We start from the raw sequence: 19,884 nt of genomic DNA, 5'->3' as shown, positions 1-19,884 counted from the left end.
ATCCGTGGCCGGAGGTCACCGGCTACGGTGACTCGACGGCCCAATGGGTGCCGGTGAACGGTGCGTTGGTGTGGCGTCCTGCACCCGGCCGTAACAGGGCGCCAGTTGTCACGCACGTAGGAGTACGCACGCCCTGTTGCGATACGAGGCGCCTGGACCGGTCCCGGGCAACAAAGAAGCCCCGGGCCGATGGCCGGGGCTTCCTTGTTGGAGCGGGTGACGGGAATCGAACCCGCGCTCTGAGCTTGGGAATCACCGACCGTTCCGCCGCGATCTCGCGTGTGACCTGCGCGAATGAGGGTTTTCCTCCTTCGGCGCCGGCCAGGGAGCACGGCGGTGGATCATACGGTGGCAGTTTGCACAGATGTTGGCTGCTCGCCGATGCCAAGGCCCGGGATGGACGCTTGGCGGGGTCGTAATACGCGTCATACACTTCTGGTATGCCGAAGACGAGGATCAGCATCAGCCTGGACAGTGATCATGCCGAGCGCATCCGGACTCACGCGGAGCGGGCCGGCATGGATGTTTCCGCTTATCTCGTCAACGCTGCGACCCGGCAGATGGCCGAGGCGGAAGCGGCCGAGGCGCAGTTCGCCCGACTCGACGCGGTGATCGCGGCAGCTGAGGCCGAGGCTGCCGCACTGGCACCGCTGGCTGAAGTCGCCGACGACGATCTCACGGAGCAGGAGCGGCAGGAGGTGCAGGAGGCCATGGGGCTCGTCTATGGCGCAGACGGTCCTGCTACCCGATCCGGTAACGCGGCGTGACTGCCCGGGTGCCGGTCTACGACACCGGCATGCTGATTGCGCTCGCGGATCGCAAGGCGAAGGCCGTTCGTCTGCACGCCGGCCTCCAGGACACGCCGCATCGGGCGCTCGTGCTCGGACCGGTACTGGCACAAGTCTGGCGGCCCAGCCCCGCCACGGTGCATGCCCTGGCCGGGGTGATGAAGGACTGCACGGTGCCGCAGGCTCGTAGTTCGGCCCCAGCCATGCGCCCCACCAGCGTGGGGCAGACGGCCTGCATCATGTGCGCCACCGGCCCGGACATCACCGAATGGCAGCGCATCGGAAGCGCCCTCGGTGCGGCAGAGCTGCCCCCGAAGAAGCGGCCGGACGCCGTGGATGCCCTGGTGGCTCTGACGGCGGCCCGACACGGCAGTGCCGTGGTCTTCACCAGCGATCCGGCCGACCTCGATGCCTATCTGAAGGCACTGGACGCCAAGGACGTGCACGTGGTGCAGATCTGAGGAGTCGGTCGGCGGTCGTGTCCCCGGTGCGAGGGTACGGAGGAACGCAGAAGGCCCCGGCCGGTTTCCCCGAGTGTCCGAGGGATGGCGCTACTTCCGGTCCGGTGCGGTGGTGTTGCAGCCCTCTCCCTTCCCGCGGTGGTCCGCGATGTCAGTCACGGACGTCGGCGACCCCGGCCCCGCGCTGCCGACGTCGCCTGACCAGATCCCGCACCAGGTCCCAGGCGGTCCCAGCGCCGATCACCAGCCACACCACACGCACCCACGCCGCACTGCTGCTACTGGCAGCTCCCCACACAGCCGCGACGAGCCGCACCACCGTCCAGCCGTTGCTGTCGAGAAAGGACCGATCCCGCCCCTGCGACACCACCTGCTCCCCCCCCTGCGCCCAGCCGACGAGCGTACCCCTCAGCCGGTGTCGCCCAAACAAACGCCGGAACAGCGCCCGCTGGATGCTGGCGCTGGCGCTCGGACTCCGGCAGGGCGAGACGCTCGGACTTCGGTGGGCCGACGTGGACTTGGATAACGAGTACCTGAAGCTGCGGCGGAACCGGCTACGACCCAAGTACGAGCACGGGTGCGCGGAGGTATCACCGTGCGGTCGGAAGGCCGGGTACTGCCCCGACCGCGTTCAGGTACGGCGCGAGACTAAGAACACCAAGTCCCGAGCCGGTCGCCGTGCTGTACCTCTGCCGGGCCCGCTGGTCCTGACGCTGCGCTCGCACAAGGAGGCCCAGGCCCGGGAGCGTGAAACCGCCGGGAACCTGTGGACTGAATCGGACTACGTCTTCACCAAGCTCACGGGCGGACCGCTGAGTCCGAACACGGACTACCACGACTGGAAGCGACTCCTGGATGACGCGGCGGTCCGGGATGGCCGGCTGCACGATGCCCGGCACACCGCCGGAACGGTCCTCATGCTGCTGGGCGTACCGGACCGGGTCATCGACCAGATCATGGGATGGGAACCGGGCGGGGCCGCCCGCATGCGGGCGCGGTACCTCCACGTCCCCGATCACCTGTTGAAGGAGGTGGCCCGAAAGATCGGCGCCGCGATCTGGGGTGCCCCGGAAACAGCCCTTGTGGACAAAGACACAGGACAACGAGGCCTGAGACAACGTCGAAGGGCCCCACCGCGAACGGTGGGGCCCTTCAACGTATTGCCCGGTGAGAGCAATGGCGGAGGATACGAGATTCGAACTCGTGAGGGGTTGCCCCCAACACGCTTTCCAAGCGTGCGCCCTAGGCCACTAGGCGAATCCTCCGCGGCAAACAATACAAGACGTTGAGGAGTGCTCGCGAACCCGTTCCCCGGGGAAGGGCCGGGAGGGCGGACGGGTGGACTCGACCGGGTGGGGATCGGCTAAGGTGGGCGTCAGCCCCTCACGTGGCGCTATCTGACTGAACTCCCCCAGGGCCGGAAGGCAGCAAGGGTAGGTTGGCTCTGGCGGGTGCGTGGGGGGCCCTTGCGTGTTCGGGCGCGTGGCGTCGCTTCCCACGGCTTCCGACCCTCTGTGACTGCTCCTTCCCCGGTGGTGTCCCCGGTCCGGGGCCGGTTGTCGGTCCGCCCCGATAACCTCGTATGTGTGTCGTCCCTTGCGCTGTACCGCCGCTATCGCCCCGAGTCGTTCGCCGAGGTCATCGGGCAGGAGCATGTCACTGACCCGCTGCAGCAGGCCCTGCGGAACAACCGGGTCAATCACGCGTACCTGTTCAGCGGTCCGCGCGGTTGCGGGAAGACGACCAGCGCGCGGATCCTCGCGCGCTGTCTGAACTGTGAGCAGGGCCCCACGCCGACGCCGTGCGGGGAGTGCCAGTCCTGCCGGGACCTCGCGCGCAACGGGCCTGGGTCGATCGATGTCATCGAGATCGACGCCGCATCGCACGGTGGTGTGGACGACGCCCGTGATCTGCGGGAGAAGGCGTTCTTCGGGCCCGCGTCGAGTCGTTACAAGATCTACATCATCGACGAGGCGCACATGGTCACCTCGGCGGGGTTCAACGCCCTGCTGAAGGTGGTCGAGGAGCCGCCGGAGCATCTCAAGTTCATCTTCGCGACCACCGAGCCCGAGAAGGTCATCGGCACGATCCGGTCGCGTACGCACCACTACCCGTTCCGCCTCGTACCGCCGGGGACGCTGCGCGAATATCTCGCCGAGGTCTGCGGCAAGGAGAACAGCTACGTCGAGGACGGCGTCCTGCCGCTGGTCGTGCGGGCCGGCGCCGGTTCCGTGCGTGACTCGATGTCCGTCATGGACCAGTTGCTGGCCGGCGCGGGCGACGACGGTGTGACATATGCCATGGCGACCTCGCTGCTCGGTTATACGGACGGCTCGCTGCTCGACTCCATCGTGGACGCGTTCGCGGCGGGCGACGGGGCCGCGGCCTTCGAGGTCGTGGACCGGGTGATCGAGGGCGGCAACGACCCGCGGCGCTTCGTCGCCGACCTCCTGGAGCGGCTGCGCGACCTGGTGATCCTCGCCGCCGTGCCGGACGCCGGGGAGAAGGGGCTGATCGACGCACCCGCCGACGTGGTCGAGCGGATGCAGGCCCAGGCGTCCGTCTTCGGCGCCGCAGAGCTGAGCCGCGCCGCCGACCTCGTCAACGAAGGGCTGACGGAGATGCGCGGGGCCACCTCGCCGCGTCTCCAGGTCGAGCTGATCTGCGCCCGGGTGCTGCTGCCCGCCGCCTTCGACGACGAGCGTTCGCTGCAGGCCCGGCTGGACCGGCTGGAGCGCGGTGCTGCGTTCGCGACGGCCGGGGCCGGGCCGGCCGTGGGGTACATGCCGGGGCGGGAGGCTGAGGCGCACGCGCCCGTGGCCATGGTTCCGCCGGGTGGCGGGGTCGCCGCGGCGCGGGCCGTGGGGCGGGGTGACGTACCCGAGGCCGCGCCCGTGCCCGCGGCACCCGCCGCGCCTGCGCAGCCGGTGCAGTCTGTTCCGTATGTGGCACCCGCCGCCCCCGCACCGCAGCCGCCCGCCGAGGCTCCCGCGGGCGGTCAGCGTCCCGGGGCCTGGCCCGCCGCGGCCGCGCCGGAGCCGGGACGCCGTCCCGGGGGATGGCCGACCGCCTCCGCCCCCGGGCAGGCCCCCGCCCCCGTCACGCCCGCGGCCCCCGCTCCCGGGCCTGCCTCTGTGCCCGCTCCCGGTGCGGCCGAGCCGAGTCCGGGGATGGCTCAGGGCGCCGCACAGGTGCGGAACATGTGGCCCGGCATCCTGGAGGCCGTGAAGAACCGGCGCCGGTTCACCTGGATCCTGCTCAGCCAGAACGCGCAGGTCACCGGGTTCGACGGCGCCACCTTGCAGATCGGCTTCCTCAACGCGGGCGCCCGCGACAACTTTGCGAGCAGCGGCAGCGAGGACGTGCTGAAGCAGGCACTCGCCGAGCAGTTCAACATGCAGTGGAAGGTCGAGGCGATCGTCGACCCGTCGGGCGGTGCGGGGCAGCCCCCGCAGACCGGCGGCGGTCGGCCCTCCGCCCCGGTCGCACCGCAGCGTCCGGCCGCGCCCGCACCGCAGCAGTACGAGTCCCGGCCCGCGCCCGCGCCGGCCCCGCACCAGCAGCCGGGCACCGGTCCCGCGCCCGCCGTGGCGGCGCCCGCACCCCAGCCGCGCAACGCCCCTGAGCCGCCGCGGTCGGTCGCGCCCGAGGACGACACCCCCGAGGCGGACGACCCGGACCTGGTCGACTCCGCCCTCTCCGGCCACGACCTGATCGTCCGGGAGCTGGGCGCCACGGTCGTCGAGGAGTTCACCAACGAGTAGCGGGCCGGAAGCCGCTCCACGGGAGTGTCCACGGAGCGGCGCCCGTCAAGGTAGCCGGGTCCCGGCGGCTAGGCTGCACCCCGTGAAGGTCCTCGTCATCGGCGGCGGCGCCCGCGAACACGCCCTGTGCCGCTCTCTCTCCCTCGACCCCGACGTCACCGCTCTGTACTGCGCTCCCGGCAACGCCGGCATCGCAGACGTGGCCGAACTGCACCCGGTCGACGCCCTCGACGGCGCCGCCGTCGCGCGCCTCGCCACCGAACTGGGCGCCGGGCTGGTGGTCGTCGGCCCGGAGGCACCGCTTGTCGCCGGGGTCGCCGACGCCGTTCGCGCCGCGGGCATCCCCTGCTTCGGCCCCTCCGGTGAGGCGGCCCGGCTGGAGGGTTCCAAGGCGTTCGCCAAGGACGTGATGGCCGGGGCCGGTGTCCCCACCGCCCGGAGCTATGTCTGCACCACCCCCGCCGAGATCGACGCGGCCCTGGACGCCTTCGGCGCCCCGTACGTCGTCAAGGACGACGGACTCGCCGCGGGCAAGGGCGTCGTCGTCACGGACGATGTCCAGGCGGCCCGTGCCCACGCGCTGGCCTGCGACCGCGTGGTCATCGAGGAGTTCCTCGACGGCCCCGAGGTGAGTCTCTTCGCGATCACGGACGGCACCACCGTGCTGCCGCTGCAGCCCGCCCAGGACTTCAAGCGGGCTCTCGACGGCGACGAGGGCCCGAACACCGGCGGCATGGGCGCGTACTCCCCGTTGCCGTGGGCCGACCCCAAGCTGGTCGAGGAGGTCATGCAGTCGGTCCTGCAGCCGACCGTCGACGAGCTCCGCCGCCGTGGCACCCCCTTCTCCGGGCTGCTGTACGCGGGTCTCGCGATCACTTCGCGGGGCGTCCGGGTCATCGAGTTCAACGCCCGCTTCGGCGACCCGGAGACCCAGGTGGTCCTGGCCCGGCTGAAGACCCCGCTGGCCGGTGTTCTGCTGGGCTCCGCCAACGGCACCCTCGACGAGCTGCCCCCGCTCAGGTGGCGCGACGACGCCGCGGTCACCGTGGTCATCGCCTCGCACAACTACCCGGACACGCCGAGGACGGGTGACCCGATCGGCGGCCTCGACGACGTTGCGGCGCAGGACGCTCCGCACGCGTACGTCCTGCACGCCGGGACCAGGCGGGACGGCGACAGGGTCGTCAGCGCGGGCGGCCGTGTGCTGTCCGTGACCGCGACGGGCGAGGACCTCGCCATCGCTCGGGAGCGCGCCTACACGGCGGCCGCCCGGATCCGGCTCGACGGCTCGCAGTTCCGTAGGGACATCGCCCGAAAGGCCGCCGAAGCCTGATCGGCCGCTCCGGTACCTCCACTTCGCCCCCTCGGGTCTCGGACCCGAGGGGGCGTTGTCACGCCCATGCCCTATGGGGACCGGCGCGTCAGCACCTTTGCCCAAAGCCATTCCATCGAGTGACGGCTGAGCTATCCGGGTGACGCCCGCCGAGGCCCCAACTAGGGTGCGGCGCAGGCGTTCCGGCACTTGGCCCACCGGCATTGCGATGTCTGTGACGGGTGCCACAGTGGGGGAGTGAGCAATACCGCCGCGGGGGCAGAGGGGGTGACGTCCAGCCGTGTCCGGTACCGGTACTGGTGAGGAGCTGGGCGCGCAGGCTGCGCGCGCCCGAGCTCTTGCCCTGCTGCGCATCCGCAGCAGGGCAGCAGCGGCAGCCCTGCTGCCTGCGGCGGTCGCCGTCGTGCTGCTCGTCGCGGGTGCGCAAGGCCGTATCGGCGGTGGTGGCTGGGACGCCGTGCGCTGGGCCGTGACGGCCTGCGCGGCGCTTGTGCTGCTGGGCGCCGCCGCGGTCTCGGTCGCGATCGTACGGGCGAGACCCGCGGTCAGTCCGACGGTCCCGCTCAGCGAGCAGGCCGCCCCCGATCTCTACCGGCTGGTCCGGGATCTCGCCGACCGGCTCGGCGTCCCCGCGCCGTCGGCCATAGCTCTCACGCCCGACTGCGACAGTTGGCTGGAGGACCGCACCCACCCGGCCGCGCAGCCCGCTGGGGGCTCCGCGGGCCGGCCCGCCGTCTCCGGCGGCCGCCGTCATGGCGTGCAGGCGGCGCCCGTGCTCGTCATCGGTTCGCCGTTCCTGTGGTGGATGCGGGTCGCGGAGCTACGGGCGGTGCTCGCCCCGGTCGTCGCGGGCACGGGTCCCTCCGCGCATCCCGACATAGCCGCCGCCCGCCGTTTCGTACGGGGACTGGACGGCGCGGTCGCCGACGCGGACACTCCCGTGCCCGGACCGCTCGCGACGTTGCGCAAGGTGCCGCGCCGCTTTGTCGGCTGGATCGCGCGGCTGCTGCTCCGCACCTGTCGTGGCCATGCCGCAGCGATGGAGCGGGCTGTCGCCACTGCCGCGTCCGAGCGTGCACAGGCTGTGGACTACGGGCTGCGGATCGTCGCCCAGGAGCAGGTCGGTCTCGCCTACGCGGGCTGGGACCGGCTGCTCACCCGGGTCGCGCTGCCCGCCTGGCGGATGGGCCGCTGGCCGTCCGGGCTCGACGCCGGCGTCGTCTCCGCTCTCACCGAGCTCTCCCGGCGCGACCGGCTCGCCGAGGGCTTCACCTCCCGGCTCGGTGAGCGTCCCGCCTGCGACCTCCTGGAGGAGCCCGGAGCGGCCGACGAAGCCGCTTCCCTGCTGGCCGCCAGGCTCTTCCACGGCGGCCCGGCGGAGACCGGTCCCGACTGGGCCCCGGTCGACTGGCAGCAGTATCCGGAAGAGGTCGTCGACCGGAAGTGGCGCACCGAAGCGGCCCGTCTGCACCGCGTCCTGGACGCACTGGGCGTACGGCATGCACCGGTGGCCGCCGAGGAGGCCGGGGCCCACACGACGCCCGGATCGCACGGCGCCGATCCCGTGGATGTCCCGGTGCCCACACTGGCCCGGGTCGTCGAGCATCTGGCCGGCCGGAGCGGCCGCAGCGAGGAGCTCGCCGCCGGGATCAGTGCCGCGGTGGCCCGTGAGGAGGCCGCGGCCCCGCAGCTCCCGCCGGGCTCCCCGGCAGCCGGTGTCTCCGGTGCCTGCAGTGCCTTCGGCGGCGATGCCCCGGGCTTCTGGGGACCCGACCCGCTGCCGCTCTTCCCGCTCCAGCCGCCCCGTACGGGTGCGGAGCTGCTCGCCGACCATGTCGCGGCGATGGTCTGCTGCGCCGCCGTGGACACGGCAGGTGCGGCGCCCGGCCTGGACTGGCTCGACGGACCCGCGCTGCTGGTCGACGGCGAGCGCCGGGCCGATCTGGGCAGCCCGGTCCTCAGCCTGGTCGAGGACGGCGACGCCGGACCGCTGCGTTCGTGGCTCGCCTCGGTGGGCGTCCGCACCGACAAACCCGTCCGCCTCGTCTGACCCACGGGTGTACTCCGTACCCGTGGGTCGTTGACTGGTCGGCCGCACGATCCGGAAGTCAGTGCTCCGTTCCCACCAATTCGCGACGAACGGTGACGGAGTGCATGCGTTATGTGATGTGCTGGGGATCGACGCTGACAGTCGACGCACCACTGTTGTCCCGGGGGACTTGAGGGAGGGAAGCGCCATGGGGGCGGAGCAGATTCGCCGATGGGAATCAGGTGCCCTCGCGCATGCCGTCTCCGACCCGTTCGGCCAGGGCCCCCTGCCCTGGCTCCGCGGCAGCGCGAACTACTTCGACGACACCGGCCAGGTCGTCCCCTGGTACGCCGATCCCACCCTGGCCCGCGGCTCCACCGGCGGAGGCACCCGTACCGCCGACGACGTCCACCGCCAGATCAAGGGTTTCACCTCGACCGGCGCCGCGGCGCCCGGTGAGGCGATCGACTTCCACATCACCGTGGACCCGCCGCAGCAGTTCACCGTGGACATCTACCGGATCGGTCATTACGGGGGCGACGGCGCCGCCAAGATCACCACGAGCCCGCGGCTCTCCGGCATCGTCCAGCCCGCCCCGCTCGCCGCCGACCGCACGGTCTCCTGCCACCACTGGTGGCAGTCCTGGCGGCTGCAGATCCCCACCTACTGGTCGATCGGCGCCTACGTCGCCGTGCTCACCACGGTCGACGGCCACCGCTCCCACATCCCGTTCACGGTCCGCGACGACCACCCGGCCGATCTGCTGCTCGTCCTGCCGGACATCACCTGGCAGGCGTACAACCTCTACCCCGAGGACGGCCGCACCGGCGCCAGCCTCTACCACGCGTGGGACGAGCATGGCCGGCTGCTCGGCGAGGAGGACGCGGCGGTCACCGTCTCCTTCGACCGCCCGTACGCGGGTGCGGGGCTGCCCCTCCACGTCGGTCATGCCTACGACTTCATCCGCTGGGCCGAGCGGTACGGCTACGACATCGGGTACGCCGACACCCGCGATCTGCACGCCGGCCGGATCGATGCCGGCCGCTACCGGGGCCTGGTCTTCCCGGGCCACGACGAGTACTGGTCGGTCCCGATGCGCCGCACCGTGGAAGCGGCGCGCGACGGCGGCACCTCACTCGTCTTCCTCTCCGCCAATTCCATGTACTGGCAGGTCAGCCTCTCCCCGTCACCGTCCGGTGTCCCGGATCGCCTGCTCACCTGCCGCAAACGCCGCGGCCCTGGCAGGCCCGCGCTCTGGCGCGAGGTCAACCGGGCCGAGCAGCAGCTCCTCGGCATCCAGTACGCGGGCCGGGTTCCCGACCCCCACCCCCTGGTCGTGCGGAACGCGGAGCACTGGCTCTGGGACGCGACCGGGGCGGGCGAGGGCGACGAGATCGACGGACTGGTCGCCGGCGAGGCCGACCGCTACTTCCCGCGCACCGCCCTCCCGGAGCACGACAGTCGCATTCTGCTCGCCCACTCCCCGTACCGGGACAGCGAGGGTGCGACGCGCCACCAGGAGACGTCCCTCTACCGCGCCCCGTCCGGCGCCCTCGTCTTCGCCTCCGGCACCTTCGCCTGGTCCCCGGCCCTGGACCGCCCCGGCCACGTGGACACCCGTATCCAGCGCGCCACTGCCAATCTCCTCGACCGCATCTGCAAACGCGACTGACTTAGTACTCCAGCCGTAGATAGTGATCTTGCCCGTTGGTGTACTGGACGCTTCAGTTGGCGGTCCCGTGCTCAGTCGCAGATGCGGCGGCTGGTGGCGGCAGTAATGCGGCGGCCGGCACTCGGGGACGTGGATCTGGACGTGGAGCACCGTGCGCCGCTGGTGGTCCGGGCATGGGTCCTGAGGCCGTGCCCAAGTGCAGGGGCGTGTCCGCCGGGAAGGCCGCCCGTAGGATCCGGGCATGAACAGCAAAGGGTGGGGAGCCCTCTATGGGCTGTGCATGGCTATCGCGTTCGGCTGGGGGCTGACCGGGCTTGTCGAGGGCGGGTGCGACTGGGGGTTCAGCGGCCGAAGTCGGGTGTGTGGCGTGCCGGACGGCTACGGCTGGCATTTTGCCGTCTGCGTCATCACGGCTGTTTCGCTGGTCGCGCTGGGCTGGACGGTGATCCGTACCGACGACTGGCGGCCGTCGTTGGGGATCTCTGCCGGTGCTGTGGTTGCCTTGGGGATCACCTTGTCCGCGGGCACCGCCCAAGGATTCTTGATTCTGGCGGCAGTCGAGGCGGCATTCGCCGTGGGAATGCCGTTGATTCTTTGGCGGTCGGGCGCACGAAGGCGCGGGCGTAGAGGATGAGCAAGACCTCCACGCCAACGTGAACGCTCGAAGCTGAGTGGACCGCAGACTGGTGCGGCCACCGGTGATCATCGGCGTGTGAAGACAGATGATCAGGCGGTGGCCGCGGGGCACAGCGTAGATCCTGCCCGTTGGCAGGAGGCGTTCGAAGTTCTGATGGGCCGGATAGCGGGCCGGTTCGCGCGAGTGGAGCCACGGCGTCGGGTACGGGACTTGGTGCTGGGGCTGCTGTCGGACCTGCCACGTAAGAACTGCTGGAGCATCGCCGAGTGGGTCGGGGAGGCCACCCCGGACGGCATGCAGCACTTGCTTGGCCGTGCCAGGTGGGATGCCGACGTAGTGCGCGATGATGTGCGGGAGTACGTGCTGGAGCACCTGCGCGACGAGGACGCGGTGCTGGTGGTCGACGAGACCGGGGACGTGAAGAAGGGCACGCACACCGTCGGTGTCCAGCGCCAATACACCGGCACCGCCGGGAGGATCGAAAACGCCCAGGTCGCCGTCTACCTCGTCTACGCAGGCCGCCGCGGACACGCGGCGGTGGACCGTGAGCTGTACATCCCGCGCTCGTGGACGTGCGACCCGGACCGCTGCCGGGCAGCCGGACTGGGTGAGGACACCGTCTTCGCCACCAAGCCGGAGCTGGCCGCCCGCATGATCGGCCGGTTCCTTGACGCCGGGCACCGCGTGGGCTGGGTCGCGGGGGACGAGGTCTACGGCGGCAACCCGAAGCTGCGCTCCCCGCTGGAAGAGCGCGGTGTCGGTTACGTGCTCGCCGTCGCCTGCTCGGCCGAAGTCACTACCGGTGCTGGAAAGTTCCGCGCGGACGTGCTGGCCGCGAAGGTGCCCAACCGGGTCTGGCAGAAGCTGTCGGCGGGGGCAGGCGCCAAGGGGCAGCGCTTCTACGACTGGGCCGTCATCGACCTGGCCGAACCCCGCCCTGGCAGCCACCAGCTGCTGATCCGCCGCAACCGCACCACCGGTGAACTGGCCTACTACCGCTGCTTCTCGCCCACCCCGGCGCCCCTGGCCACGCTGGTCCGCGTCGCCGGGTCAAGATGGCGGGTGGAGGAGACCTTCCAGTCCGGAAAGGGCCTGGCCGGACTGGACGAGCACCAGGTCCGCCGCTTCACCTCCTGGTCGCGCTGGGTCACCCTGGCCATGCTCGCCCACGCCTTCCTCGCCGTCGTCCGCGCCGACGAACACGCCCACCATCCCGCCCCGGACAGGCTGATCCCGCTCACCTGCAACGAAATCCAGCGACTGTTCACCACGCTCGTCGTCCAGCCCGTGCACGACGCAGCCCACCGGCTCGGCTGGTCCGCCTGGCGACGCCGCCACCAAGCCCGAGCCCAGGCCAGCCATTACCGCCGACAAGCCGCGCACCAGACATGAAAATCACGATCTACGGCTGGAGTACTAGTTCATAGATCTCCACATATCCTTCATCCGATCTTGTCGGGTATGCAGCTCGCGTGTAACTTCCTTACGGCTGGGGCCTGTTGCGACGTATGCACGGGCCTGTGGTCGTCCAGGGGGAGTTCCCTGGTGTTTTTGCCTGTTTCATTCCTGAAATTGAGCCTGCCGCCAGGCTGTTCAGCAAGGAACACAAAGCAATGGGGTTCAAGAGATCCGCTTTCACCCGTGCCACCCCAGTGGTCGCGCTGTCGGTAGAGCCGGTGGCGACCGCGACCGCTCAAGGGGACGGAGAAGGTGACTGCTCGGATGCCGGAAACATCTGCGTATCCAACCACCAGCAGCCCACCGGTTACATCTACGGCCACTACGACCTGAACGGTACCCGTCCCGACGGATACGGCGGCAAGATCTGCTTCGCCGACAGGAAGTTCAATTACCTCAGCTTCTACGACAACAACAACGAGTTCTCCTCGTTCCGGAAGACCGGGTGCTGAAAGCAGTGAGGAAATTTTCACGCATCGTCGGGCCGACAGCGTTGCTGGCCCTCGCGTTGTGTGCCTGCTCTACCCCGGTGGGTGGAGGAAGGGAGCCGGTGCTCGGCTCCGTGCCCACTCCCGGGCATTTCGACCCGGCGCAGATCACCACCCCGCTGGACGCGTATCTCCCGACTTCCGAGGAGAACTACACGCTGAAGAAGGCGCGGGTGCTGCTGGTCAACGCATGCATGCGTGGGCTGGGTTACGCGCAGAATCCGCAGCCCCTGGGGCGGTTCACCGGCAAGGCATACCTGGAGCACAGCGAATTCCTCGTCGTGCCGGTCGCCCAGGCGGAACGCTACGGATACAAGCAGCCACTCGACCCGAAGGCCGCGGGTTCGGCCACTGAAGCGCGGTACTCCGAGAACGCCACGGAGACCCAGGGGCAGCTGCTGTCCGGCAAGGTTGCCACGTACAACGGTCACAAGGTCCCGAAGGACGGCTGCGAGGGTGAGGCGCTGCGAACCATCACGGCCGGAGCGAAGACCGCTCAGGAAGTGAAGTTCCCCGACGGGTCCGTGGCAGGCGCAGGAAGAGGCGGATTCGGCGAGGGATACGCGGAAATGGTGGTGTCGTCCGTCGGTGGAAAGGCCATGGCCAAGACACGGGACGACAGCCGTTTCCGGGACGCCGCCGTGCGGTGGTCGGACTGCATGAAGAAGCAGGGTTACGACTACGACAGCCCGAGCAGCGCGTGGAATGACAAGAGCTGGTCGCATGCAACCAGAGCCGGCGACAAGGAGATCGCCGTCGCGGTCGCCGACATGGGATGCAAGAAGAAGACCAATTACCTCGGCATAGGAATCGCCGTGAAGACGCTCTACGAGAAACAGGTGATCGAGGAGAGCGCCGAGATTCTCAAGGATGCCAAGGACAAGACCGCCAGGTGGATCGAGAATGCGAACAGAGCGATCGAAGCACGCTGACCGCGGTGCACCTGCCGGAACACCGGAGGACGTCTCAGCGGCTTCGGCACTGTCCCGCCGCCGGAGGCTGCTGGCCGTCGTGGTGGTGGGAGCGCTGACCCTGGCAGGCGCCGGGTTCACCCTCTCGACGGTGATCAAGTCGCCTGCCCAGGCGGCGGCCGAGGCAGGGGCGCCGGAGCGCGATGTCCTCACGGCAGCGGTCGAGCACCGGGTGCTGCACGCTTCACTGGTGGTACGTGGCCAGGTGGCTGCCGAGCGCACGATAGCGGTCTCCGCCGCAGTGAGCGCGGCCGACGGTGCGGAGCCCCTGGTCACCAAGGCACCGCTGCGAGCCGGTGACGCGGTGAGGGCGGGAGGTGTTCTGGTCGAGATTTCGGGGCGCCCCGTTTTCGCTCTGTCGGGTGCGCTGCCCGCGTACCGCGACCTGAAGCCCGGAGCCCGCGGGGAGGACGTGACTCAGCTCCGGAAGGCGCTGGGGCAGCGCGGTTTCGGCTCGGCGACTGACCCCGCAGGGGAGTTCGGCGCCGGTACCCAGGCCGCCCTGGCGGCGTACTACCGCTCCCTCGGATACGATCCCCGACCGGTCTCCGAGGACGGGACCGCCCAGGTCGAGAGCGCAGCAACGGCTGTCACCGACGCCACCCGGGCGCTCCAGGACGTCCGTGCGGGCAAACACGGTGCGACCGACACGGCACGGGCCGAGGAGGATCTCGCCCGTGCGGAGAAGGCGCTGGCCGCCGCACGTCTTCAGGCCGGAGCCATGCTCCCCGCCGCAGAGATCGTCTTTCTGGACCGATTCCCCGCTCGGGTCGAGTCCGTCGCGGCCCGCGTGGGGGACCGGGCTCCCGAGACCGTCATGACGATCTCCTCCGGCACGCTCGGCGTACGGGGATCCCTCACGCCGAGCCAGCGGAAGATCGTCCGGGCGGGCCAGAAGGTGCGGATCCTCGCCGAGGCGACCGGCGACGAGTTCGACGGAACAGCGGCTGCGGTCACCGAGGGTGATGCGGGCTCGTCCTCCGGTGGGGGCGAGGAAGCCGGAGGGAGCGCGGGCGAGGGCGGTGGCACAGCAGACGCCCTCTCCATCCTGAACGTCACACCGGACCGGAAGATCGACGCGTCGCTCGTCGGTCAGGAGGTCCGGCTGACCATCGAGATCAAGAGCTCTCAGGGCAAGGTGCTCCTCGTACCGTTCTCCGCGGTCTCGGCTGCCGCCGACGGCAGCACCGTGGTCACCGTCCTCACCGAGCAGGGAGAACGCCGACGGGTACGGGTACGTCCGGGCCTGGAGGGCGACGGCAGCGTGCAGGTGACCCCGGTCCCACAGGACGCGCTGGCCGAGGGCGACCGGGTCGTGGTGGGTACCGCATCCGCACGGCAGCCGGGCCAGGACGACACCCGGTGAGTCCGGCAGCGGTCATTGACTTCCGTGGTGTCGGACTCACGTACCCGGGCCCTCCGCCCGTCCCCGCTCTGCGCCCCGCCGAACTGGTCATCGAGCGCGGGGAGTACGTCACGGTCACGGGGCCGTCGGGGTCGGGGAAATCGACGTTCCTCAATATCGCCGGACTCATCGACGCCCCCACCAGCGGGCGCTACCTGCTCGACGGCATCGATACGAGCGGTCTTTCCGACACCGAGCGTGCGGGGCTGCGGGGCCGCCGTATCGGCTTCGTCTTCCAGTCGTTCCATCTGTTGCCGCACCGAAGCGCACTCGACAACGTCGTACTGGCGATGGTTTACAACGGCGTGCCGCGCAGAGAACGGCCGGGACGGGCCCGGGACGCCCTGCAGCGGGTCGGCCTCGGGCACCGGATGGCCGCGCTGCCGACCAGGCTGTCCGGCGGTGAGCGGCAGCGCGTGGCGATCGCGCGCGCTCTGGTCGCCCGTCCCTCGCTGCTCCTGTGCGACGAGCCGACGGGCAACCTCGACACGGCGACCGCGGACTCGGTACTCGGTCTCCTCGACGATCTGCACAAGGACGGAATGACCATCGTCGTCATCACCCATGACCCCTCGGTGGCAGCCAGGGGCGGTCGTACCCTGGCCATCCGGGACGGCCGACTCGACGGAGCGCCCCACCTTCCGGCCGACCGGGCCGTGTCGTGACGGCCCGTCCGGAGTTCCGGGGACGGCGCCGACGCGAGCGGGTGAACGGGGCCGACCTGTCCCGGTTCTCCGCGCGCGACCTGCTGACGGAGGCCGTGGCCGGCATGCTCCAGCGACCGGCCCGGTCCGCCCTGACCATGCTCGGCACCGTGCTCGGCATCGGGGCCTTTGTCGCCGTCCTCGGCCTGACAGCGACGACCTCGTCCCAGATCGACGGCCGCTTCAACGCGCTGACCGCAACCGAGGTCACCGTCGAGGATGTCGGCGCCGCCGACGGATCGTTCAGCGGCATGTCTTTTCCCGAGGACGCGCCCGAAAGGATCGAGCGGCTCAACGGAGCCACCGATGCGGGCGTCTACTGGCCGGTGAGCCTCGCGGACGGTGAGAGCGTCCGCTCGTCCCCGGTCGGCGCTTCGGTCACCGAGGAGGAGACGCAGGTCCAGGCCGCAACCCCGGGGGTGCTGAGGGCCGCGAAACCCACCCTGCGGATGGGCAGGCTCTACGACGAGTACCACGAGGACCAAGCGGTGCCGGTGGCCGTCATCGGTTCCGGCATGGCCGGCCGGCTGGGCATCACCACGCTGGAGAGCCGGCCGGCGGTGTTCATCGGTGACAAGCCCTTCACCGTGATCGGCATCATGGCCGACGTCCAGCGCAAGACCGACCTGCTCCTGTCCGTCGTGGTCCCCGGTAGTGTCGCGAAGGCGACGTGGGGGGCGCCGGGGGCCGAGACGCCCGCCAAGATGCTGATCTCCACGAAGCTCGGCGCGGCGGCTCAGATCGCCGAGGAGGCGCCACTGGTCCTGGACCCGGCGCATCCGGCTCACTTCAAGTCCATTCCGCCCCCGAACCCCAAGGCGCTGCGCACCACGGTCGGTTCGGACATGAACCAGCTCTTCCTGCTGCTGGCCGTGGTGTGCCTGATCATCGGTGCGGTGGGGATCGCCAACACCACCCTCGTCGCGGTCCTGGAGCGCACAGGAGAGATCGGTCTGCGCCGCACGCTGGGGGCGCGGGGGCGCCACATCACCAGCCAGTTCCTCGCCGAGTCCGCCGCGCTGGGTGCCCTGGGCGGACTGGTCGGCACGGCGCTCGGCGCCGTGACGGTGGTGGGCGTCGCGGTGACCCGGCAGTGGACACCGGTCATGCACCCCGCCACCTTGCTCATGGCACCCGTGATCGGCTTGGTGACCGGTCTCCTGGCGGGGGCGTACCCGTCCTGGCGGGCCAGCAGGATCGAGCCCGCCGAGGCGCTGCGGCGCTGACGGTGTCCTTTTGACTCCTGTCCCGGCAGGGCCCGGCGTATCGCAGGGGCCGATCGAGGAGTGTGGGCGGCCCCGCTCCACCGCACTTCACCCGGATACGGGAGAATCGGAACCGACTCCTGGATCAACCTACGCGGAGGCAGCGTGTCCGGATTTGTAGAAAAGCCCGAGCCGGTGGTGGTCCCCGGACTCACCCACCTGCACACCGGCAAGGTGCGCGACCTGTACCGGAACGAGGCGGGCGACCTCGTCATGGTCGCCAGCGACCGTATGTCCGCGTACGACTGGGTCCTGCCCACCGAGATCCCCGACAAGGGCCGCGTCCTCACCCAGCTCTCGCTGTGGTGGTTCGACCAGTTGTCCGATCTCGTCCCGAACCATGTCGTGTCCACGGAGCTCCCCGCCGGAGCCCCCGCCGACTGGGCCGGGCGGACGCTGATCTGCACGTCGCTGCGGATGGTCCCCGTCGAGTGCGTCGCCCGCGGCTATCTCACCGGCTCGGGCCTCGTCGAGTACAACGAGTCCCGTACGGTCTGCGGACTCGCTCTCCCCGAAGGGCTCGTCGACGGATCCGAACTCCCGGCGCCGATCTTCACCCCCGCCACCAAGGCGGCCGTCGGTGACCACGACGAGAACGTGTCGTACGAGGAGGTGGCCCGCGAGGTCGGCGCGGAGACCGCGGCCCTGCTGCGCCGCACCACCCTCGACGTCTATGCCCGGGCCCGCGACATCGCCCGCGAGCGCGGCATCATCCTCGCCGACACCAAGTTCGAGTTCGGCTTTACCGCCGCAGGTGAAGGAGGTGCGGACCTGATCATCGCGGACGAGGTCCTGACCCCGGACTCGTCCCGCTTCTGGCCGGCCGCCGCCTGGGAGCCGGGCAAGGCGCAGCCCTCGTACGACAAGCAGTTCGTGCGCGACTGGCTGACCTCGCCGGCCTCCGGCTGGGACCGGAGGAGCGAGCAGCCGCCCCCGGCGCTGCCGCAGGAGATCGTCGACGCGACCCGGGCGAAGTACCTGGAGGCGTACGAACTCCTCACCGGCACCACCTGGCAGTAGGACACGAAGAAGGCCCCGGTCACAGGACCGGGGCCTTCTTGTATGGAGCGAACGACGAGGTTCGAACTCGCGACCTCAACCTTGGCAAGGTTGCGCTCTACCAGCTGAGCTACGTTCGCATGCGCCGAAGCGCGATGCCCACTATACCCATCCGCGCTCGCGCGCGAGACGCACCGCCGCACGACGGCTCTCCGCACCGAGCTTCGAAGCGGCCGCGGAGAGGTGGTTCCGCACGGTCCCCTGCGACAGCGACGCCCGCTCCGCGATCTCCGCGACCGGCTCCCTGTCCGCCGCCGGTTCCAGCACCTCGGCCTTGCGCGCCGTCAGCGGCGAGTCCCCGGCGGAGACCGCCTCGGCCGCCAACTCCTGGTCCACATAACGGTTTCCGGCGTGGACGGTGCGAATGATGCCGGCCGGCTGCCGGGCGCTGACCGTCTTCGGGACGAACGCCCGCACGCCCGCCGCGAGCGCCCTCTTCAGATGTCCGGGGCGGCCGTGACCGTCACGATGATGGTCCGGCAGCCGGGCAGTTCAGCCTGTAGTGATGTGGCCACACTCACACCGTCCGCACCCGGCATCTCCAGATCGAGGACCGCGACATCGGGGCGGTGAGGCGTGTCATGACGAGCGTCTCCGGACCGCTCGCCGCCTTCGCGACCACGACGAGGTCGTCCTCCAGCGCGAGCAGCGCGGCCGGCGCCCCCCGGATCAGATGCTCGTCGTCGGCGAACAGCACGCGTACGGTCTGTGCGGTCGTCGTCGTTCCTCCCGCAAGGGGGCCGTGCGCGGCTCATGTCCTCGGACTTCCGCCGGATCACGGCGGGAGCAGTGCGAGCTGTCACCACTGCTCATGAAAGACGTGGGGGTCATCGCGACGGACCCCGGAATACGACAAAGGCCCCGGTCGATATCGACCAGGGCCTTCGATCAAGAGCGGACGACGAGATTCGAACTCGCGACCCTCACCTTGGCAAGGTGATGCTCTACCAACTGAGCCACGTCCGCATTGCTGCCGCTCAGCTTTCACTGGGCGGTGCGAACACCACTCTACCCGAACCACCGGAGTGGTTGTGAAGAGCGATGCAGAGCGGGTGACAGGAATTGCACACTGCGCCTTCCCCCTGGAAGGAGGATGTTCTGCTACTGAACTACACCCGCACGCTGCGTGAGGCCCGGCTTTTCGGCCTTGCCCCTCGGCGTGCTCCAGACTCTAGCCGACCTGATGGGGTGTCGCGCAAGTCGGCGCCGCGGGGTGTCGCCGCAGGGCCCGCGTGGGGTGTCCTTCAACTGGCGTCGCGGAACGCCTCGTAGACCTTCTTGGGGATCCGGCCACGGGCCGGCACCTCCATCCGGTGCGAGCGGGCCCAGGCGCGCACGGCCGCCGGGTCGGGCGCCAGCGAGGTGTGCCGGTACGAGGCGGGAGTCTTGCCGTGCTTGCCGGCATGTGTCTGCTTACGGCCGGCTGCCATGTACGGCGCCAGGACCTTGCGCAGTTTCTTTGCATTGGACGGATTCAGGTCGATCTCGTACGACTTCCCGTCCAGGGCGAAGGTGACCGTTTCCGCCGCTGCTCCCCCGTCGATGTCGTCGGAGAGCGTGACCACTACGCGCTGAGCCACGGATATCGGTCCTTTCCTACGGCATCGGCGCGTCTGGCATGCGCTGATGACCGGCCTTCTGGCTGCCAGGCGGATGTGGGTCGACCGGTGTCGACTGTTTAGGGGCAATCCTGCTTTCCCCGGTAATCATTTGTACAGCGAGAGGCACCGCATTGTGAAGCCCGGCCAATTGCCTCCGCGTGTCCGCCTTCTATGTATGCGTCGTGAGGATTTCTCTTCGCAGGTTTTCCTGCCCGTTGTCACGGCCGATATCTCCACGTGATCAAGCCT

16 protein-coding genes, 4 tRNA genes, 1 other RNA gene and 2 pseudogenes are annotated in these 19,884 nt (G+C 70.0%); 16 read left to right on the top strand and 7 right to left on the bottom strand.

The features are described from left to right. The first annotated feature begins 440 nt into the window (after nucleotides 1-440). Nucleotides 441-767 carry a hypothetical protein gene (locus AB0I23_RS14405; protein ID WP_359109517.1) on the top strand — a complete coding sequence of 109 codons (327 nt, stop codon included), beginning with the start codon at nucleotides 441-443 and terminating at the stop codon, nucleotides 765-767. Next, complete coding sequence (locus AB0I23_RS14400; protein WP_359109516.1) at nucleotides 764-1,249, top strand: hypothetical protein; 486 nt, start codon at nucleotides 764-766, stop codon at nucleotides 1,247-1,249. Before AB0I23_RS14405 ends, AB0I23_RS14400 begins: the two co-directional genes overlap by 4 nt. Before the next feature lie 151 nt (nucleotides 1,250-1,400). Here AB0I23_RS14400 and AB0I23_RS14395 read toward each other — a convergent pair whose 3' ends face one another. Next, the gene (locus AB0I23_RS14395; protein ID WP_359109515.1) at nucleotides 1,401-1,616 is read right to left on the bottom strand and encodes a hypothetical protein; all 216 of its coding nucleotides are present in this window, start codon (nucleotides 1,614-1,616) and stop codon (nucleotides 1,401-1,403) included. A gap of 58 nt (nucleotides 1,617-1,674) precedes the next feature. Between AB0I23_RS14395 and AB0I23_RS14390 the strand changes: the two are divergent. Next, a pseudogene (locus tag AB0I23_RS14390) lies at nucleotides 1,675-2,343 on the top strand (tyrosine-type recombinase/integrase); the annotation flags it as partial. An 83-nt stretch (nucleotides 2,344-2,426) separates the two neighbouring features. On the opposite strand, the gene AB0I23_RS14385 reads toward AB0I23_RS14390, so the two are convergent. After that, nucleotides 2,427-2,514 (bottom strand) — tRNA-Ser (locus tag AB0I23_RS14385). Between the two features lie 110 nt (nucleotides 2,515-2,624). Here AB0I23_RS14385 and ffs point away from each other — a divergent pair. The 13 genes from ffs (at nucleotide 2,625) to AB0I23_RS14320 (ending at nucleotide 17,995) form a co-directional block, all read left to right on the top strand. Beyond that, an RNA gene (gene ffs / locus AB0I23_RS14380) (signal recognition particle sRNA small type) lies at nucleotides 2,625-2,719 on the top strand. 116 nt (nucleotides 2,720-2,835) lie between these two features. After that, the gene (locus tag AB0I23_RS14375; protein ID WP_359109514.1) at nucleotides 2,836-5,013 is read left to right on the top strand and encodes a DNA polymerase III subunit gamma and tau; all 2,178 of its coding nucleotides are present in this window, start codon (nucleotides 2,836-2,838) and stop codon (nucleotides 5,011-5,013) included. An 82-nt stretch (nucleotides 5,014-5,095) separates the two neighbouring features. Beyond that, complete coding sequence (gene purD, locus AB0I23_RS14370; RefSeq protein ID WP_359109513.1) at nucleotides 5,096-6,346, top strand: phosphoribosylamine--glycine ligase; 1,251 nt, start codon at nucleotides 5,096-5,098, stop codon at nucleotides 6,344-6,346. A 280-nt stretch (nucleotides 6,347-6,626) separates the two neighbouring features. Then, a complete protein-coding gene (locus AB0I23_RS14365; RefSeq protein ID WP_359109512.1) occupies nucleotides 6,627-8,396 on the top strand; it encodes a hypothetical protein in 1,770 nt (589 codons plus the stop codon). Nucleotides 8,397-8,583: 187 nt separating this feature from the next. Then, nucleotides 8,584-10,047, top strand: a complete 1,464-nt coding sequence (locus AB0I23_RS14360) for a N,N-dimethylformamidase beta subunit family domain-containing protein (protein WP_359109511.1) — start codon at nucleotides 8,584-8,586, stop codon at nucleotides 10,045-10,047. A gap of 241 nt (nucleotides 10,048-10,288) precedes the next feature. Next, entirely contained in the window at nucleotides 10,289-10,681 is a 393-nt protein-coding gene (locus AB0I23_RS14355; RefSeq protein ID WP_327242194.1) for a hypothetical protein, read from the top strand. A gap of 156 nt (nucleotides 10,682-10,837) precedes the next feature. Further along, nucleotides 10,838-12,076 carry an IS701 family transposase gene (locus AB0I23_RS14350; protein WP_359109651.1) on the top strand — a complete coding sequence of 413 codons (1,239 nt, stop codon included), beginning with the start codon at nucleotides 10,838-10,840 and terminating at the stop codon, nucleotides 12,074-12,076. A 221-nt stretch (nucleotides 12,077-12,297) separates the two neighbouring features. Beyond that, nucleotides 12,298-12,594: a hypothetical protein gene (locus AB0I23_RS14345; protein ID WP_359109510.1), complete on the top strand. Its 297-nt coding sequence runs from the start codon at nucleotides 12,298-12,300 to the stop codon at nucleotides 12,592-12,594. Between the two features lie 98 nt (nucleotides 12,595-12,692). Continuing rightward, nucleotides 12,693-13,562, top strand: coding sequence for a hypothetical protein (locus AB0I23_RS14340; RefSeq protein WP_359109509.1), 870 nt, complete (start codon nucleotides 12,693-12,695; stop codon nucleotides 13,560-13,562). Then, entirely contained in the window at nucleotides 13,534-14,967 is a 1,434-nt protein-coding gene (locus tag AB0I23_RS14335) for a peptidoglycan-binding protein (RefSeq protein WP_359109508.1), read from the top strand. The genes AB0I23_RS14340 and AB0I23_RS14335 overlap by 29 nt, the downstream gene beginning before the upstream one ends. Beyond that, nucleotides 14,964-15,671 carry an ABC transporter ATP-binding protein gene (locus AB0I23_RS14330; RefSeq protein WP_359109507.1) on the top strand — a complete coding sequence of 236 codons (708 nt, stop codon included), beginning with the start codon at nucleotides 14,964-14,966 and terminating at the stop codon, nucleotides 15,669-15,671. Before AB0I23_RS14335 ends, AB0I23_RS14330 begins: the two co-directional genes overlap by 4 nt. A 41-nt stretch (nucleotides 15,672-15,712) precedes the next feature. After that, nucleotides 15,713-16,936, top strand: coding sequence for an ABC transporter permease (locus AB0I23_RS14325; RefSeq protein ID WP_359109650.1), 1,224 nt, complete (start codon nucleotides 15,713-15,715; stop codon nucleotides 16,934-16,936). Between the two features lie 144 nt (nucleotides 16,937-17,080). Continuing rightward, entirely contained in the window at nucleotides 17,081-17,995 is a 915-nt protein-coding gene (locus AB0I23_RS14320) for a phosphoribosylaminoimidazolesuccinocarboxamide synthase (protein WP_359109506.1), read from the top strand. Between the two features lie 43 nt (nucleotides 17,996-18,038). On the opposite strand, the gene AB0I23_RS14315 is transcribed toward AB0I23_RS14320, so the two are convergent. The 5 genes and pseudogenes from AB0I23_RS14315 to AB0I23_RS14295 all read right to left on the bottom strand — a co-directional run bounded on the left by AB0I23_RS14315 (nucleotide 18,039) and on the right by AB0I23_RS14295 (nucleotide 19,614). Continuing rightward, a tRNA-Gly gene (locus AB0I23_RS14315) sits at nucleotides 18,039-18,114 on the bottom strand. A 22-nt stretch (nucleotides 18,115-18,136) separates the two neighbouring features. Then, nucleotides 18,137-18,731, bottom strand: a pseudogene (locus AB0I23_RS14310) (response regulator). Between the two features lie 196 nt (nucleotides 18,732-18,927). Further along, nucleotides 18,928-19,000 (bottom strand) — tRNA-Gly (locus AB0I23_RS14305). Nucleotides 19,001-19,081: 81 nt separating this feature from the next. Beyond that, nucleotides 19,082-19,153 (bottom strand) — tRNA-Gly (locus AB0I23_RS14300). A 125-nt stretch (nucleotides 19,154-19,278) separates the two neighbouring features. Continuing rightward, nucleotides 19,279-19,614, bottom strand: coding sequence for a histone-like nucleoid-structuring protein Lsr2 (locus AB0I23_RS14295; protein WP_359109505.1), 336 nt, complete (start codon nucleotides 19,612-19,614; stop codon nucleotides 19,279-19,281). Nucleotides 19,615-19,884: the final 270 nt, after the last annotated feature.

The organism is Streptomyces atratus, from assembly GCF_040655115.1.
GTDB classification, from domain to species: Bacteria; Actinomycetota; Actinomycetes; order Streptomycetales; family Streptomycetaceae; genus Streptomyces; species Streptomyces atratus_D.
This window is presented reverse-complemented; position numbering and strand designations above follow the sequence as displayed.

What these genes read in the sequence shown, in the direction of transcription:
- AB0I23_RS14335 (WP_359109508.1), top strand. Translation starts at nt 13,534, where the DNA reads ATGCGAACAGAGCGATCGAAGCACGCTGACCGCGGTGCACCTGCCGGA.
- AB0I23_RS14350 (WP_359109651.1), top strand. Translation starts at nt 10,838, where the DNA reads ATGGGCCGGATAGCGGGCCGGTTCGCGCGAGTGGAGCCACGGCGTCGG.
- AB0I23_RS14355 (WP_327242194.1), top strand. Translation starts at nt 10,289, where the DNA reads ATGAACAGCAAAGGGTGGGGAGCCCTCTATGGGCTGTGCATGGCTATC.
- AB0I23_RS14360 (WP_359109511.1), top strand. Translation starts at nt 8,584, where the DNA reads ATGGGGGCGGAGCAGATTCGCCGATGGGAATCAGGTGCCCTCGCGCAT.
- AB0I23_RS14345 (WP_359109510.1), top strand. Translation starts at nt 12,298, where the DNA reads ATGGGGTTCAAGAGATCCGCTTTCACCCGTGCCACCCCAGTGGTCGCG.
- AB0I23_RS14405 (WP_359109517.1), top strand. Translation starts at nt 441, where the DNA reads ATGCCGAAGACGAGGATCAGCATCAGCCTGGACAGTGATCATGCCGAG.